14 protein-coding genes are annotated in these 17,651 nt (G+C 28.5%); all 14 read right to left on the minus strand.

Translation table 11 applies throughout. The features are described from left to right. Window positions 1-19: 19 nt before the first annotated feature. Window positions 20-928, minus strand: coding sequence for a glycosyltransferase family A protein (locus ACTG45_RS15385; protein WP_021385664.1), 909 nt, complete (start codon window positions 926-928; stop codon window positions 20-22). Between the two features lie 21 nt (window positions 929-949). Beyond that, window positions 950-1,699, minus strand: coding sequence for a glycosyltransferase family 2 protein (locus tag ACTG45_RS15390; RefSeq protein ID WP_021385701.1), 750 nt, complete (start codon window positions 1,697-1,699; stop codon window positions 950-952). A 28-nt stretch (window positions 1,700-1,727) separates the two neighbouring features. Then, a complete protein-coding gene (locus ACTG45_RS15395; RefSeq protein ID WP_479917333.1) occupies window positions 1,728-2,903 on the minus strand; it encodes a CDP-glycerol glycerophosphotransferase family protein in 1,176 nt (391 codons plus the stop codon). A 14-nt stretch (window positions 2,904-2,917) separates the two neighbouring features. After that, window positions 2,918-3,757 (minus strand): glycosyltransferase family 2 protein, encoded by an 840-nt coding sequence (locus ACTG45_RS15400; protein ID WP_479919304.1) that lies wholly within the window; start codon window positions 3,755-3,757, stop codon window positions 2,918-2,920. A gap of 2 nt (window positions 3,758-3,759) precedes the next feature. After that, a complete protein-coding gene (locus ACTG45_RS15405) occupies window positions 3,760-4,917 on the minus strand; it encodes a polysaccharide polymerase (protein WP_479917335.1) in 1,158 nt (385 codons plus the stop codon). A gap of 15 nt (window positions 4,918-4,932) precedes the next feature. Beyond that, window positions 4,933-5,655 (minus strand): glycosyltransferase family 32 protein, encoded by a 723-nt coding sequence (locus tag ACTG45_RS15410; protein ID WP_021385663.1) that lies wholly within the window; start codon window positions 5,653-5,655, stop codon window positions 4,933-4,935. 11 nt (window positions 5,656-5,666) lie between these two features. Continuing rightward, on the minus strand, window positions 5,667-6,740 hold the full coding sequence (locus ACTG45_RS15415) for a mannose-1-phosphate guanylyltransferase (protein WP_479917336.1): 1,074 nt from the start codon (window positions 6,738-6,740) through the stop codon (window positions 5,667-5,669). 21 nt (window positions 6,741-6,761) lie between these two features. Continuing rightward, window positions 6,762-8,468, minus strand: coding sequence for a phospho-sugar mutase (locus ACTG45_RS15420; RefSeq protein ID WP_479919305.1), 1,707 nt, complete (start codon window positions 8,466-8,468; stop codon window positions 6,762-6,764). Window positions 8,469-8,513: 45 nt separating this feature from the next. Then, window positions 8,514-10,070, minus strand: coding sequence for a murein biosynthesis integral membrane protein MurJ (gene murJ, locus ACTG45_RS15425; protein ID WP_479919306.1), 1,557 nt, complete (start codon window positions 10,068-10,070; stop codon window positions 8,514-8,516). 113 nt (window positions 10,071-10,183) lie between these two features. Further along, on the minus strand, window positions 10,184-11,239 hold the full coding sequence (locus ACTG45_RS15430) for a cell wall-binding repeat-containing protein (protein ID WP_479919307.1): 1,056 nt from the start codon (window positions 11,237-11,239) through the stop codon (window positions 10,184-10,186). Between the two features lie 95 nt (window positions 11,240-11,334). After that, a complete protein-coding gene (locus ACTG45_RS15435) occupies window positions 11,335-12,021 on the minus strand; it encodes a sugar transferase (protein WP_021385677.1) in 687 nt (228 codons plus the stop codon). A gap of 219 nt (window positions 12,022-12,240) precedes the next feature. Next, window positions 12,241-14,265: an N-acetylmuramoyl-L-alanine amidase gene (locus tag ACTG45_RS15440; RefSeq protein WP_479917338.1), complete on the minus strand. Its 2,025-nt coding sequence runs from the start codon at window positions 14,263-14,265 to the stop codon at window positions 12,241-12,243. A gap of 248 nt (window positions 14,266-14,513) precedes the next feature. Continuing rightward, the gene (locus ACTG45_RS15445; protein ID WP_234781137.1) at window positions 14,514-15,665 is read right to left on the minus strand and encodes a DUF5009 domain-containing protein; all 1,152 of its coding nucleotides are present in this window, start codon (window positions 15,663-15,665) and stop codon (window positions 14,514-14,516) included. Between the two features lie 109 nt (window positions 15,666-15,774). Then, the gene (locus ACTG45_RS15450; RefSeq protein WP_479919308.1) at window positions 15,775-17,352 is read right to left on the minus strand and encodes a cell wall-binding repeat-containing protein; all 1,578 of its coding nucleotides are present in this window, start codon (window positions 17,350-17,352) and stop codon (window positions 15,775-15,777) included. Window positions 17,353-17,651 lie beyond the last annotated feature (299 nt).

Raw genomic sequence — 17,651 nt, forward strand, 5'->3', positions numbered from 1 at the left:
CAGTACTATACCAACAAGTTTACTTAGATACTAATTTTCTTTGTCCAATATATTTGTAATATCCTAACGGGAATAATACTAAATACAACAATTTATCAGATATTTTATTGATTTCTCCAAAATAATGGCTGTCAGACAATAACGAATATCTAGCTAAATTTATGTAATTTTTTATCCACATATATGGATATCTACCTAATGGATATGTATTCTGATTTATTAAATATAAAAACTCTAATGCTCTACCTTTTAATGCATTTTTATTTAATATATTTTTAGTCAAACCATCATCCAAATAATCTCTTATTATCATCGGTTTGTTTACACATTTAACTTTATAGTATTTAGACATTTCATTCCATACTACACTTTCTGGTAAAAATCTCACTTCTTTTCTTTCTGGAAAAGGAAATTTTATAAGCTCATCAGTTACAAATACTATACTTTTATCTCCCTTAACGCCATACTTAAAATATAGGTCTGCAAAGTGACATATTTTCTTATCTTCAGGCATTTCTGTACCTATTAAATCTCCGCTTGGATATACACAAAGGCCAACAACTCCACTAAACCCTACTTTATTCTCTACAGAATTCCATTCATCATTAGCAATTTCAAGAGAATCTTTAATTAAACCATCATCACTATCTACAATAAAAAATAGTTCTCCATCTGCATTTTTTACACCTAGGTTTATTGCAGTATGCTTTCCTCCATTTTCTTTGTATATATATCTTATATTTAATTTATTTTCTGATATAAATTTTTCAACTAATTCTTTAGTACCATCTCTACTTCCATCATCAACAATCAACCATTCAAAATCATTGAAGTCATAAGTTTGAGCTTTTAAATCATTGTACAAATTTTCAAGTAAGTGAGCTCTATTATATGTTGGAGTAAATACAGTAAATTTATATTTATACATTAATTAAATCTTCCTCTCTATCTAACTTTTTTTAATTCCATTTATTCCATAATTAATAAAGTAGTATATAGCTTTGTATAGAGGTATTTTTTCTATATTTCTATATATATTCCAAGTCCACATGGCAGCTTTTATTTTATTACCACTTAGTGAATTACTAGACTTTCTATATAATGCTAGAACTTCATTTATTCCGTGAGCAATATGCCCTTTTTTCAATATAGATAGCCATAAAACATAATCTTCATGTCTTACACCACTCATTTTGATTTCAAAATCTAGTTTAGACTTATCAATTACAACAGTAAGACATCCTAATATATTTCCTTTTAATAATCTTTTATAATCTACATTAGGTGGTACTTTTATAACTTTGTTTAATTTTTTATCATTTTCATCCATCAGTTCATATGAAGTAAATGAGATTACATAATCATTTTCTAACATAAAGTTTACTTGTTTTTCTAACTTACTACTATTCCATTGGTCATCGCTATCTAAAAAAGCTATAAATTGTCCTGTTGCCTTACTTAGTGCTAAATTTCTAGCATTAGAGACACCCTTATTAGTCTCAGTCTTTATACATCTTATTCTACTATCTTGTTGCATATAAGATTTGACTATATTAGGACTATTATCTGTTGAGCAATCATCAATAATTAACATTTCCCATTCTTGATAAGTTTGGTTTAATACTGATTTTATGGTTGCTTCAATAAATTTTTCAGAATTATACATGGGAGTAATTATAGATACTAAATTCTTCTTCATATTACCTTCCTCATCATTTATAAAATATTTATTTAATTTTACTTATTACACAATCATATATCCTCTTGCAGTTCTTATTGTCATTATATCTGAAAAACTTATTTCTCTCATTTTTTTGGTTATCCATAACCTCAAAATTATTTTCAATAATATCAATAAGTTTATTCACAGCTTCATCATTATTATAAGCTAAAGACCCAAACATTTCACCTTTTAAATCTATATATGAATCAACTTTTTCCATATATTCCTCCAAATCAAATTGGTAAAACAATATAGGTCTATTCATATATAAAAAGTCTATAGCTACACTTGAATAATCAGTTATATTTGCAGCTGATTTTCTAATTTCATTTGCTAGAGTTACCCCTTTATCTAAAAACACAATTCGTTTTCCCGTTATATTTTCTTTTATGTCATCTATAAACTCATGCATAAGATGATGCATATAAATTTTTACATTTATATCTTTCTCATCTAGTATTTTATTTAACTTGTCATCATTCAAAAAATTCATTATACTTTTAAAATAATCTGTATCTGTAAATTTTCCTGAACTAAATTTTATCCAATCTCTCCATGTAGGAGTATATAGTATATCTCGTGTTTGTGCAACTTCATTTGTTGGTAAATTGTCGTATCTTGCATTTCCAATTATATAAACTGAGTCATCCAACATTCCCCAGTCATTTACCATAACATTTCTTTCAAACTCAGAACTTGCTGTAACTATATTATAGCTTTTATATAGATTATCTATAATATTTTTGAATTTTTTATTCATTGGTTTTCTCTTTTTAAAACTTATAGTCCCATGATTTAAGAACACTTTTACCGTCTTTTTATGAAAATAATTAAGAACAGGTACAGCAAAATTATATGGTGCTATATCTGCTGATGGCGCATGTGAAAATACTATAGCTTTTGAATTGTAATAATATAGATAGTTTTCTACACTTCCTCTTATTAATTTTTTGCCTGGAATTTTATCGAATACTTTACTGTCTTTATTTACTACCCAATAAGTTTCTACATCATTATGCTCCTTCAACATATACTCATAAAAGAACTTCGCATTATCATTGTATATATCTCCTGAATGCCCACCTATAAGCCAGATATTTCTACCATTAAACTTATGCTTATTAAATGGATACATAAAAAAAGCCAAAAGCATATTTATTAAAAATTTAACCTTGTCCATAAACACCATCCTCATTATAACTTATACTGTCTAAATCCATTAATTCTTCCTTTTATAGTGGCACTATGATAATCTCTGTTGGAACTCAATATAAGACCGCCTATATTTCTTACAAGTTTTGATGCCATAACCTTTACAAACTTATAATTCTTTCTATAGATTATTTCTTTTTTGCAGAGTGCTCCAAAACCTCTTCCATAGTTATAATCTTTTTGATACTTTTCTTTAGATTTAGAATGTTTTTTTGCAGGATGGTAAATTATATCATCTCCAAAGTATTTTCCTTTAAATCCTAAGCTCAATAAATTTAAAACATAATCTATCTCTTCACCAGCACCAAATTCTCCACCAACACCTAATTTTTCATCAAATCTTGTATATTCTTTCTCTTCAAAATCAACAAAAAAAGTTATAGATGTTATAGTATTTAAAACGTTGGAACTTGTAATATCACAAGTTCCATCCGCCATTTTTTTAAATGCATCAATTTTATTTGCATCCATAGTTTTGCAACTGTATATTTTATAATCTTTATTTTGATTAAAGAAATTTATAACTTTTTCTAATGTATCACTTTCGTAAACACAGTCATCATCAGGGAAGCCTATAATTTGCCCTTTAGCATTGTCTATGCCTACATTTCTGTTATAACTTAATCCTGGCTTATCACTTTTTATATACTTTATGTCTAACTTATCAACATATTTATCAACTATATCTTTAACTTTGTTATTATTATTTTGGTCTACTACTATAAGTTCAAAGTTTTTGTAAGTTTGACTTTTTAAGCTGTCCATAAGTAAGTATATATCATCATATCTATTTAATGTTGGCATTATTAATGATATTAACATTACTACCTCCTACTTTTCGTTTTCCACAAGTCTACCTCTCTTTTATCATTTAATATAACTTCTTTTATTAGTAACACTATTACAAAACTAAATGAAGCCTCTAATAGTAAGTTTTCTGCAAAAGAGTATAGTAAAAATATGAATAAAGCTACTAAATACTCCTTTTTATCTTTTTCTATAAAACTTCCTATGCCTTTATACATCAAATACATAAATAATATACAAGCAACTACTCCCAGCACACTAATTATATATATATAAGAACTATCTAATGGATTAGTTGCTTTTATAGCTGCACTATATGAATTTCCAAAAGGTTTCATAAAATTTCCTGCTTCAGCTAAGTATACGTGCCAATACTTAGGTCTACTTGCTAATAATCTATTTAATATACTGCTTTTAGAAAACATTATACCAATAGCCACACTAGATAAAGTAAGTAGTATTGGCAATATCTTTACAAGTGTTGGTAGACCTTTTATTTTTTTTATGTTTATTAATCTTATTATTTCTACAAATATTAATCCTGCTAATATAGTAAAAAAACCAGTTCTACTATATGTAGTTTGATAAACAAAAAATGCAGAACCAAATAAAATTATTCTATCCCATTTATTATAGTTTTTATATCTTAAGAATATATATGCTGCATATATAGTAACCATATGATAAAATACACTATTTGGATTGCCAAGCCCAAAATCCATTCTTGTAACAAGCATATCTATATTTTCTATATATCTATAGTGGACTTCTTGATTAAATACTAATGAAGGAAATAAATTAAATAATAATATAGCTGCTATTAAAAAACATGCAGATATTATTAAGTAACTTTTAACTATATATTTATCATCTATTTGTTTAGCTGATACAGCTAGTAAGACAATTAATAATATAGCTCCTTCTCTATTTAATACATAAAGTAAGACACAAGCTCCAACTAGAAACATTTCTGTTATACTTTTTCTCTTATCAAATAAAAAAAGTAGCATTAGTATTCCTATTGAAGAATAAAATAACGCTGATTTAATCATCCCTAGATTTATATTTGGGTCAATAAATGATATCATATACTTTCTAAGTACTATGATAAACAAAACAAATATATAAAGATATTTTTTCATCATAATATTTCTATCATCGTTTAAAGTCTTCATTTTACTTTCTCCCTTTTAGTTTCGTAAAGTATTACTTGCAAATATTTTACAACACTTCCATATCTTATTTGCACCTGTTAAGTGTTTGCTTTCTAAGAAATAATTTCTCTTTTTAGCCCAACTTTTTCCCCACCAATGTATCCCAAAAGTATTTTCTGTTATACATTCTGGTGTAAAGTCTTCTTTAAATCCAAAAGGATAAAAATATTCTTTATCATAGGCACATATGCCCTCTTCATAATTATTTGGGTCAATCTTCTTATAATTTTTTTCCATAAGATGAGTCATAATCTTTGGTATTGTAAACAATGAAGAAGTAAGCACTTCTTTTTCATAATACTCCAATAAGTCTTTTAAAAAAGGATGTCCTTTTTCTGCACCTATTATAGCTCCATTTATATATTCTCTATCATCTTCATACCCACAGATTAGTCTATTATTTTCCAAAAGAGGAGTTATATCCTTTAAGATTTGCATATCTGTATCCATATAAACTCCACCTTGTTCATAGAGTACTCTTATTCTTGTGTAATCTGATATAAATGCCCAAAGCTTTCTTTTATAACATTCTTCCAAAAATTTATTTCCTTTTATCTCTTTTTCTATATCAAAGTTTTTTTCATTCCACTCTACTATCTCATATTCTGGAAGTTTTTCTTTCCAAGAATTTATACATATATTTTCTATATTTCCTTTTGGACCACCAAACCATACATAATGTATTTTTTTAGGAATCAAATGAACACCTCCTACATATATTCTTGTCTATCTTCTTCTTTTAATTGCTCTACTATCTTTTTGACATCTTGAGCTTTATCTTTTCTACAAACCATAACTGCATCATTCGTAGATACTACTATCAAATCACTAATACCTATTGTAGATATTAATTTATCATCTGAATATATAATTGAGTTTTTAGTATCTATAGTAATATTTTCACCTCTTTTGATGTTACCTTCATTATCAGTTGGGTATATTGCACCCAGAGAATCCCAAGAACCAACATCATTCCATCCAAAATCACCAGGAACTACTATAACATCATTACTTCTTTCCATAATACCATAATCTATAGAGATTGATTGTATTGTTGGATATATTTCTTTTATTTTTTCTATTTCATCTTTTGTTCCTAAGTAATTACTGATTTCCTCTAACTTTTCATATACTTTAGGTAAGTATCTCTTAAAATCTTCTAATATTTTAGATACCTTCCATACAAACATTCCACTATTCCAGACATATTTTTTAGAGTTTACATATTCTTTAGCAATTTCATAGCTTGGCTTTTCTACAAACTCCACTACCTCATATGCAACATTCTCTATTGTGCTTTCTCTATTAAAATTTATGTATCCATACCCTGTTGATGGAAATGTAGGAGTTATCCCAATAGTTACTAGTTTATCATTATTTTCTGCTATATAGATAGCTTTTTCTAAAATAGATTTAAATTCTTTTTCATCTTTTATATAATGGTCAGCTGGATATACACACATAACACCATCACCATATTTTTTCATTATATTAAAAGCTGCAAAACCTATAGCTGCAGCAGTATTTCTGGCACATGGTTCTGGTAAAATATTGTCATCTAAACATTTATCTTTTACTGTATCTTTTAAAGCATCCATTTGCTTCTCGTTAGTTACTATAAATAAATCTTCTTTTTTTGCTAGAGAATCTATTCTATTTATAGTTTCATTTATTAAAGCATCTTCTCCACTTAAATTTATAAGCTGTTTAGGTACTTCTTGTCTACTAAGTGGCCAGAAACGAGTTCCGCCTCCTCCAGCCATTATGACATTGTATACTTTCATTGTTTATCTCCCCTTAGCTTTTTATATAGAATCCACTACATTTAATATATAAGATATTAAATTTTTCAATTTAAATTCTACATCTTCTTGGTTGTCTGAATTTGCTCCAAAGTAAAATTTAATTTTAGGTTCTGTACCTGAAGGTCTTATAGCTATCCAAGAACCATCTTCAAGTAAAAATTTAAGTACATCTGATTTGGGTAAATCATCGACTCCATCTTTATAATCTAAAATTTTATCTACTTTTACATCAGCCACATTATCTATTTTAACACTTCTAAAGTAAAGCATCATCTCTTTTATTTTTTTTATTCCATCTATACCTTTTAAAGTCACTGACTTTAATTCTTCTTTATAATATCCAAATTTATTATATGTATCTATCAAAGCTTCATACAAGTTCATACCTTTTGAAGAATAGTATGCTGCCATTTCACATATCATAAGTGAAGATACAACACCATCTTTATCTCTAGCATGAGTTCCAATTAAGTAACCATAACTTTCCTCATATCCCATTATAAAGCTTCTATCATTACTTTCTTCAAATGCTTTTATTTTTTCTCCTATAAATTTGAATCCTGTTAAAGTATTTAAACAATCTACATTATAAGCCTTTGCTATTTTGGCACCTAGTTCTGATGTAACTATAGTTTTTATTATTGTAGGATTGTTTTTAGGAAGTTTATTTTCTTCAACTAAACTCTCTAATATATATCTAACTAAAAGTGAGCCCACTTGGTTTCCATTTAAAACTACATATTCACCACTTGAATCTTTTACAACAACACCTACTCTGTCACAATCAGGGTCTGTTCCTATTATCAAATCAGTATCATTACGCTTTGCCATTTCAATAGCTATATTAAATACTGACTTTTCTTCAGGATTAGGATACTTAACTGTTGAAAAATTAGAATCTGGCAATTCTTGCTCTGTAACTACCATTACATTTTCAAAACCACATTCACTTAAGACTCTTCTTACTGGCTTATTTCCAGTTCCATGAATAGGTGTATATATTATTTTTAATTTTTTTCCGTATTCATTTATTATATTTTGTCTTAAAACTTGTTTCTTAACAGCCTTTATAAACTCATCGTCTACTTCATTATCTAATATAGTTATTAAATTTTTAGATAAGGCTTCTTCAAAATCTAAACTTTTAATAATACTATAATCATCAATCTTATTAACTTCTGCTATTATATCATTTGCCATATCTATACAGATTTGGCCTCCATCTGAGTCGTATACCTTATATCCATTATACTCTTTAGGATTGTGACTTGCTGTTATTACTATTCCCATAGCACACTTTAAGTATCTAACAGCAAAAGAAAGTTCTGGAGTAGGCTTTAATTCTTCAAAAACATAAGCCTTTACACCATAAGCACTTAAAGTCTTTGCTACTTCTATGCAAAACTCTCTCGACATGTATCTACTATCATGTGCTATAACTATTCCTTTTTGTTTTCCTTCTTCTCCTTGAGTCTTCATGATATAATTTAAAATCCCAAGTGTCGCACGTCTAACAGTATAAATATTAATTCTATTAGTTCCCGCTCCTATTATACCTCTTAAACCACCTGTCCCAAACTCTAAATTCTTATAAAATCTATCTTGTATTTCTTTTTCATCATCTTTTATGTTTAATAGCTCATCTTTTGTTTGTTCATCAAAATAAGGAGAATTTAACCACATTTCATAATTATTCTTATAATCCATATTTTCATCCTTTCTGACTTTATTTTAATTTTTTAATGTAAATATCTATCTTTTAAGTAGTTTTTGTTTTCCTTTTCTTAAAAATTCAAAAGCTAAATCCATCTCTTCTACCTTAAATAAAACTATCAATATCGTATATACAGAAGCTCCACCTAATACTCCAACTCCAACTGATATAATTTCTTTGATTGTTCCTGCACCCATAAATACATATAGATTATTATATATCAATAAAGTAACTACTGCCATTACGCCCGATGCTACCAAACTTTTTATACCAGTCTTTATAATTTTATCTCCTCCAAAATATCCATTTTTCTTTTTAAGAGATATAAATAGTAATATAACTGTAATTATATTAGATGTACTAGTTGATATAGCAATACCTGCATGACCCAGTGGTCTTATCAGTATCAAATTAAGAACTATGTTTATTATCAAAGCTATACTTCCATTTATCATTGGTGTCTTTGTATCTGCAAGAGAGTAAAATGCTCTATATAAAACATCTCTTACTCCACAAGCTAATAAGCCTAGCGAATACAATCTAAGTGCTATAGATGTAAGATCTGTTGATAATGCATCGAATTTTCCCCTTTGGAATAAGATTCTAACTAAAGGTTCTGCTAATATGATAGCTCCTATAGATATAGGAAGCACCACCAATATAATACAGTTTGATGATTTTACAATAGTACTTATAAATCCTTCTTTATTATCTTTACCTGACATTTTTGCTAGTTTAGGATATATAACAGTTATTATAGATGTAACAAATAACGCCATAACAAACTCATTTAGTCTATTTGCATAGTTAAGAGCAGACAACTTTCCATCCCCCAAAGTCGTTGCCAATAACCTGTCAACAAATATATTTAACTGTCCAACAGCTACTCCTATTAACATAGGCAATACTAGGTTAACTAATTCTTTTATAGACTCATCCTTTAAATTTATATAAGGCTTATACTTATAGGACTTCTTAAATGCAAATGGCAACTGAAATAATAGTTGACTCGCCATAGCAAGTAGTGCTCCTGCTGGTAGTATCCATACATTTTTTCCTGCACTTAGTGCTATTGCTGCTATTATTATAATGTTATATGGAATTCCTATAAGTCCAGGAATTACAAAACTATCATTCACCTGTAAAAATGAACTAAATATTTTACTTCCACTCAGGAACAAAACTCCTGAAATCATTATTTTAGTAAATAATATTGCTGCTTGGAACTTAGCAGGGTCATTTCTAAATCCAGCTGCAAATACTGTAACAAATTGCTCTGTAAATAAAAGCCCAAGAATAGCTATTATTATAGCCATTATATAGCATATATTTAAAACATTATTAGTAAATTTTAAGGCACCTTCATCTCCGAGTCTTTTCTTTGTCTCAAAGTACATAGGTATATAAGTTGTAGCAATTGCAGAGCCTATGACTGCTATGATTAAACCAGGTATATTTAATGTTAATACAAATACGTCTGCATACATACCTGTCCCATAGAAATTTGCAAGTACAAGTTCTCTAAGGAAACCTAATACTTTTGAAAACATAGTGGCTGCCATAATCCACAATGCTGCTTTAGCTGTTTTTGACATTTTCTTTCTCCTTATCTATTTAAACTCTAAAAGTAGAACTTTTAAAACTGCTTATAAACATTATTCTGATTAAATAAATCTAACCTATGAAAAGCTTCCTTATAAATTAAAGACTATATTGAATCATATCTAAGTGCCCTAAATGTAATCAATAACAATAATAGTATTAATATTATACAAGATAAGGATGTTAGATTAAATACACTCTTTAATAGACTATAATCCCCTACTGCATATCCAACTTCAACTACCTCATTTATATTGTTACTTTTTAAGAATTTATCTTGTGTACTACTTAAATTATCACTACAAATCAGTATTGGCATATTTTCTTTAGCTGATACTACTCCCAAAGAAATATATTCATTTACATCAGACCTACTACCAAAGTCTAAACTAGCAGTATATATTTTCTTTATATCCTTTTCATTATAAAACTTCTTTATTAAATCGATATTCGTACTTGATTTATTTATTTGCTTTATACCTTCTATATTCTTTAAGCTAGAATCAACTTCTGCAATAAACTCTTTTGAATCACCTAATGCATATATTGTTTCAAGGTCTTTACCTTTTAGGAAATCAATTTGTTCTTCAAAACCTTCATCTTTAGCCCATATTATTGGCATTCCATTTTTAGCGGCATAAGAATATACAGATATGGCATTCTCTAATCCTACAGTTGAGCTAAGTAAAAATGCTTTATCGAATCCTACTGTTCTATACATTTCTCTAGCTATCTTTAAGGATGTATCATATCTGTCTTTTCCTCTTATTCTTTCAACTTTCATTCCCATTCTTTCTATAGTACGCTCAGCATCTTTAGATACTGCTTTTAAACCACCTATTATTGTAACTTTCTCTGTACCCAGTTCTTTTAGATAATTTCTTGTTACTCTCCCAAGATTTTTATTCTTAGTTACAACTATTGGGGCATTTTTTACATAGGCTAAAGGTGTTGCACTTATACTATCTACAATTGAATCTTCATTTACAAGAATTACTTCCTTAGAACTCTTAAATACTCTTTTATTTAACTCTGTAGAAATCTCTGGTATACTGCCTTCTATCAACTCTTCTTTAGGATTTGCATCTGCAAATACTCCTATCGTACTAGAAATAGAGATTAATAAAACTAACGATAATATAGTAGAAATTTTTTTAATCATAAGTTCTCATTCCTTTTCTTTTTTTGTATTTTTTGACAATAAAAAAGCTCTTTTTAAAGAGCTTTTTCATTGATTAGTAATCTAATATTTTAAAATTATCTAGCTCCATCTCCTGTCAATACTACTTTAACAGTTTTAAAGAGTATCTTAAAGTCAAGTAATATACTCCTATTTTTTATATAGTAAATATCTTCTTTAAGTTTTTCTTCAGGAGTGATTTCGTATCCACCATTTACTTGTGCCCAACCTGTAAGTCCAGGTTTTATAGCAAGCCTGTTGATAAATCCAGGTATTTCCTCATTAAATTGAACAGTAAAGTTTGGTCTCTCTGGTCTAGGGCCTATTAAACCCATGTCCCCCTTTAATATATTAAACAGCTGTGGAATCTCATCAATTCTAGTTTTCCTAATAAACTTTCCAACCTTAGTTATTCTAGGATCATCTTTTTCAGCCCATTGTGCGCCAAATTTTTCTGCGTCTGTTCTCATAGATCTTAATTTATATATATAGAATCTTCTCCCGCATTTTCCTAGTCTTTCTTGCTTATAAGTTATTGGTCCTTTGTCCTCTATTTTAATAAGAATTCCAAATATTGCTATTAAAGGTAAACCTATCACAAGTCCTATTATAGATAAAACTAAATCCATAATTCTTTGGTACAAGTCGAATAAAACTGTTCCTTTTACTATGCTATAGTCAATCTCACTTGCAATTTCTTTATCTGCCCCTGGATAGCTTTTAACTTTAGGTATTTCACATTCATCATTAGTATATCCAGACATAGTTACCTCCATATTGGAATAAAAATTTTTTTAATTCTTAATTTCAACTTATTTCTATCTTATTTTTGACTTATTTCTATATTATACTCAATAATGAGCAGATTATCAATACAATAAACGTCATTGTAAACAATTTGATTCTTTACAAAAATATATCATCCCTTGCTATATTTTACATTATAACAGGAGATGATATATTTTGCTTTAATATTTTTTGTTTTATTTTACAGATTCTTCTATTCCTATACCAATTTGAGTTCCCATTGTTTTTACTTTTTCAGCTGTATTTAACTTATCCATATCGCTCTTATTGTCTATAAATGCACATTCAACAAGTATTGCTGGATAATTATTAGTTCTTAAAACATATAGGTAATCATTTCCATTTGCAAGTGTTTTTGTCTTGATTCCTCTATTTTTCATGTCAAATTTTTCTAATATTCTTTTTAATATATTTGATGCAGCAGTCTTAGTTTTTCCGCCATTTTTATCTTTTACTTTATAATAGATTTCTACACCATTACCAGCTCCATTAGATGCATTGTAATGTATACTTGTAAATAAATCTGGTTTTATAGTATTTGATAGTGCTGTTCTTTCTCCTAAAGCCATTGTTTTATCTGTATCTCTAGTCATAACAACATTTACACCTTTTGAACGTAAATATTCAGTAGTTGCTAATGCTGTATTAAGAGTATATTTCTTTTCTTGTGCACCACCATTTAATCCACTTGTTGCTCCTGAATCAGAACCCCCATGACCTGGGTCTATCACTACAGTTTTTCCTGCAGCATCTCCTGGATTTTCTGGTTCTGTAGGTGCATTATGCTTTGATAAGCTAGATGCTATAGAGCTTATAACACTATCCTTCATTCCATCACCAATTTGGTATACTGTTCCTGCTGTTTTTTCTGATAAGTTTGTAGTATGATATGCAGAAACATAAGTTTTTGGAGTTATAAGTATTGGAGCTTTTAATTTAGCTGCCAAAGGTCCTGCTGTTATTGAGTCAACTATTATGTCAGATTTTGCAACTAACATTGCACTCAACTCTTGGTCTGGATAGAAAGTCTTAATTACATTTGCATTTGTTTCATGTCTATCTGCACCAGAAACTCTATTTTTTGAAGCTCCATTTTTTGCTATTTTAGATATTTGGTCTATAAGTTTTGATGATAAACTTTGGCTACCACCTATGTAATAAGCTTCTTCTAAACCTTGTGAAGATAACCAATCATATGTACCTTGTGGTACGGAATCTTTATTAGATAATATTATAGGTTGTTGGTCTTCACCTGCTTTTGGTGAGATATTAAGAGCATCGTATTCACCAGCATAACCATTTGCTATGTATATTTTATTAACATCATGGTACTTGTCTATTTCTTTTGCTATAAGTAAAGATGTTTCGTGTCTATCAACACCACCAATACGAGTTACATTCACATCTACAGCAGATTTAATTTGAGATACTGCCTTTTGTGAAACTGAACCATCATCACCAATGATTATTACATCACTTGGATTTAGACGTTTTAATTCTGCCTTTGTGCTTTCTGGTATATCATCTTTATTTGCAAGTAATATTGGTGCATCATAAGTAGAAGCAAGTGGAGTAGCTGTTATTCCGTCTGCTGCCAGTTCTCCATTAACTATTACAACCTTCTTAGCTCCATCTTTCCAACCTTGTTTACTTATCTCAACAGCAGTTTCAAATCTAGTAGCTCCTGCAAGTTTTTTTACTGGTGCAGAAGTTTTTCTCATATATTCATTTACTGCTTTTGTTGAGTTTGCATCACTTATTATAAATTCTTGTGTAACATCATAATCTTTAAGATTTAATCCCATAGATTCTAAATCTTCTTTGTTTAAGACTTTTTGTTCATCTTTACCATTTACTTTTATGCTTTGAAGTTCCCATACATTTAAGTATTCTGGGTCTTTATTATAGTTTATTACACCTTCATATGTATCTGTCTTTTCATTATAATTTAAAGTAGCTTCAAGTGGCATATCATAACACATAAAGTTTAATGTTATTGAATCAGCATTTAATTTTTCTTTAAATTTCACACTTGCATTCGATTTACTTCCTAACACTACACTTTTTCTTTGTAAATTTATATTAATATCTGAATTAGATTCTGTATTTGCAGTAGTATTTTCCGCCGCTAAAGCCACGTTTGGTGCCACCATTGCTACAGACAACATTCCTGTTGCCAATAATTTTGTACTCTTTTTCATTATATCCCCCCTAGATTTTTTAGACCTTTAAATCTTTTTTAATTCGTCTTGAATTTGTTTTATATTACATAAATTCAATATTATGTAAATCTTTTTTCATTATAGCACAAAAAATTACAAATTGTAATCTTTTTGTAATCTTTTATGGCATGATTTTTAAATTTTATCTAGAGGAAATTTGGGTTATATCCGATACTTTCTGTATATTTAAACAAAACAAAGGAATACTTATCTAAAAAAATATCACACTAAATTTTAATAAATATTTTTTTCTTATACATAATAGACATTACTATAACCCAGAATAAGACATACAATAAAGAAAATACAAGTGAATCCCAAGTTGTACCTGCCCAAGGTGTTATAAGTTCATATGTAACCCACTCTACCAAAGTAGTTGGATAATCGACTTTATCTGTAAGTTTTGGAAGATTCCAAAAAACATGGCTTAATATCTCAAGGCACATATATGTAAAAATAGGGCTACTCCCAAGTGCTATTATTGGTGTGAATATTTTACTTTTATTTTTGATGTCACATATGAAGTAAAATATTGCCAGTAATATACCATAACTTCCAGCCATTAAAAGTACAAATGAGCTAGACCATAATCTTTTATTAAATGGAAAATATTGATTAAATATAAAAGCACATATTAGTAAAAGAATACTCATAACTAATATTTTAAAGAATTTTTTGTATTCTCCTATGTTTTCTTTTAAAAGTACACATCCCATAGTACAACCCAACATTCCTGAAGAAATTGCTACTATACTAGTTAGGAATCCATCTGGCTCAAACTCTGGTTTATATAAATGACCTTTAAAAAAACGGAAATCCACTAATTGTGCAAGAGAACCTTCTAACTCAAATCCATATGGTTTTGCCACTACATAATAACCTATTATTATAAATGCAGATATACATATAAATATAATTATAGTCATAGTGCTTCCTGCATTTAATTTTTTTAGTAGTAAGTATACTAAACTAGTTACAAAATAAACTAGTCCCATACGTTGAAGTACTCCAAGTATTCTTACAGTATTTAAGTCATGATTTCCTAGGTAATTTAAGAAAAATCCAAATAATATAAGTAAAATACTTCTCTTAAATATACTGAGTACTATGCTTAATGTAGACTTATTGTTTTTTAGTTTACTATTTATTGATATTGGAATTGTAACACCTAAAGATATAACAAAAAAAGGAAATGCAAAATCTGCAAGTGTTACACCATGCCATATAGCATGTCTTAGTTGAGGATACATTCTCATCCAAGTTCCAGGATTATTACAAACTATCATGAGGGCTATCGATAGCCCTCTTATTATATCTATTGATTTAACTCTGTTTTTCATAATTTTTGTATCTAATTTACCTTCAAATCCACTTTCCATATTACCTCCCCCAAGATTTAACTGTATATTTAGATTTAGCTATGAATCTATCTAACTATATATCTTCAGATATAAGTCTAAAATATAGCTTTCTTAAATACACATCTTTTTAATTAAGAAACTTCTTTAGAAATCCAAGTTTATCTAATATATCTTGTATCTTATTAATTTTCTGGCTTATAGAATCTATAGTTTTTTCTATTGAATCAACCTTAGCCTCTAAATCCTCAACCTGATTTACTTTTTTATCTATAGTTCCATGATTAGTGATGTCACTATTAGATGAGTTATCTATAAGCTTTCCTATATAGCCATCATTAATTAATTTTGTATCATTAGCAGATGCCAATATCATCATTGTTTCTATATCTGAATTTCTAGTATTTTCTATAACTCTACCATTTTTGTCACGAACTGACAATATAGTTATTGTATCATGATTATTAAATCCACCTTCTCCAATATTTCTAACTATAACATTTACTAAAGTAGCATAGTTATTTACTTCACCATTAGGCATATCTACTGTAACAGTTTTTGAGCAATCGCCTTTTATGTTAATAGTTATTGGCTTATTTGTCACCATTCTAAAAGCTTCATTTACAGTATCCTCTTTTGGATTAAAGTTTATAATATCGTTAGGACTTGCAATATTTATCATGTCAGTTAATTCTTCAACAGTTTTCGCCTCAAAAACAGTCTTATCTTGTAGGCTCTTAATCTCATCAAAAGCTTCTTCATTTCCATTTCCACCAACTTGTGTTACAGTACTTAATTTTTTCGTACTAAGTACATCTCTCTGCTTTGTATTTAGTTTATCTCCAACTAAAACTACTGGTGACTCATTTCTAGCTGCTAATACTCCAACTGCTAATGAATCTATAAGCTGATTTTCATTTTTACTTCCATCCTTGGTAACATATAGATTATTTAAACTTGTATCAGTATAAAACTTTTCTACAACTTTGGCATTAGTTTCATTTCTATCTTTTCCACTCAACCTTTCTGCATTAGGAAGACTCTTTTCTACTGCTCTTGAGACAGAATTTGTACCTCCTATTACATATGCCTTTATAACTTTTTCATCTTTTATAAATTTTTCAAATGCTTCTACTCCATCTTTGGGACTAGATAATATTATAGGCATATTATTTTGAGCAGATGGTGCTCCAACACTAACAGCATCACTTAGACCTTTTTCTCCATTTACAACAGCTACTTCCTTAATATCTTTTATATCTTTCAATTTATTAGCCAAAATCAATGAAGTTTCATATCTATCGTTACCACTAATTCTTTCTACATTAAATCCTTCACTTTTCAATTGATTTTCTATATCTTTACTTAAAACAACAGTACCACCTATCAAATAAATATCTTTAGCTCCTAAGCGTTTTATCTCTGCTTTAGTTCTATCATCCAATTTATTACTTTCTGTTAAAAGTATTGGTGCTCCTTTAACTTTTGCAAATGGTGTGGCTGAAAGAGCATCTGCTAATGACTTATCATTAACCAGTACTACATTAGTACTAGAACCATACGCCTTTTGACTTATCTTTACAGCAGTTTCATATCTTCCATTACCTATTATTTTTTCCTCTGTAAGTGCATATGATGAAGTTATAGAAATGCTACTTAAAGTAAGCGCTATTGTTAATGTTGTTAAGATAGTTTTTGGTGCTTTCATTATCATTTCCCCCTTATTTTGTTTAAAATCTTACTATATTTATATTATAAAATATCTTTACACTATTTTACAGTTTAAATTTATTACATTTTTCCTCACCCAATAAAAAAAGAGCTATCTCAAAATAGAGATAAACCTCTTTTTCATTGTTGAAATGCTAAAAATATATTTTATTTCATACAAAAAGAGTGCCTCATGAACTAAAAAGTTCATTTTGAGACACTCCATTTTGTTACTTTATATCTATAAACTTATATTAAATATTTTCTAATAATAAAATGTATAGCTTTACTATCTTT

It is taken from the genome of Clostridioides sp. LIBA-7602, from assembly GCF_056688945.1.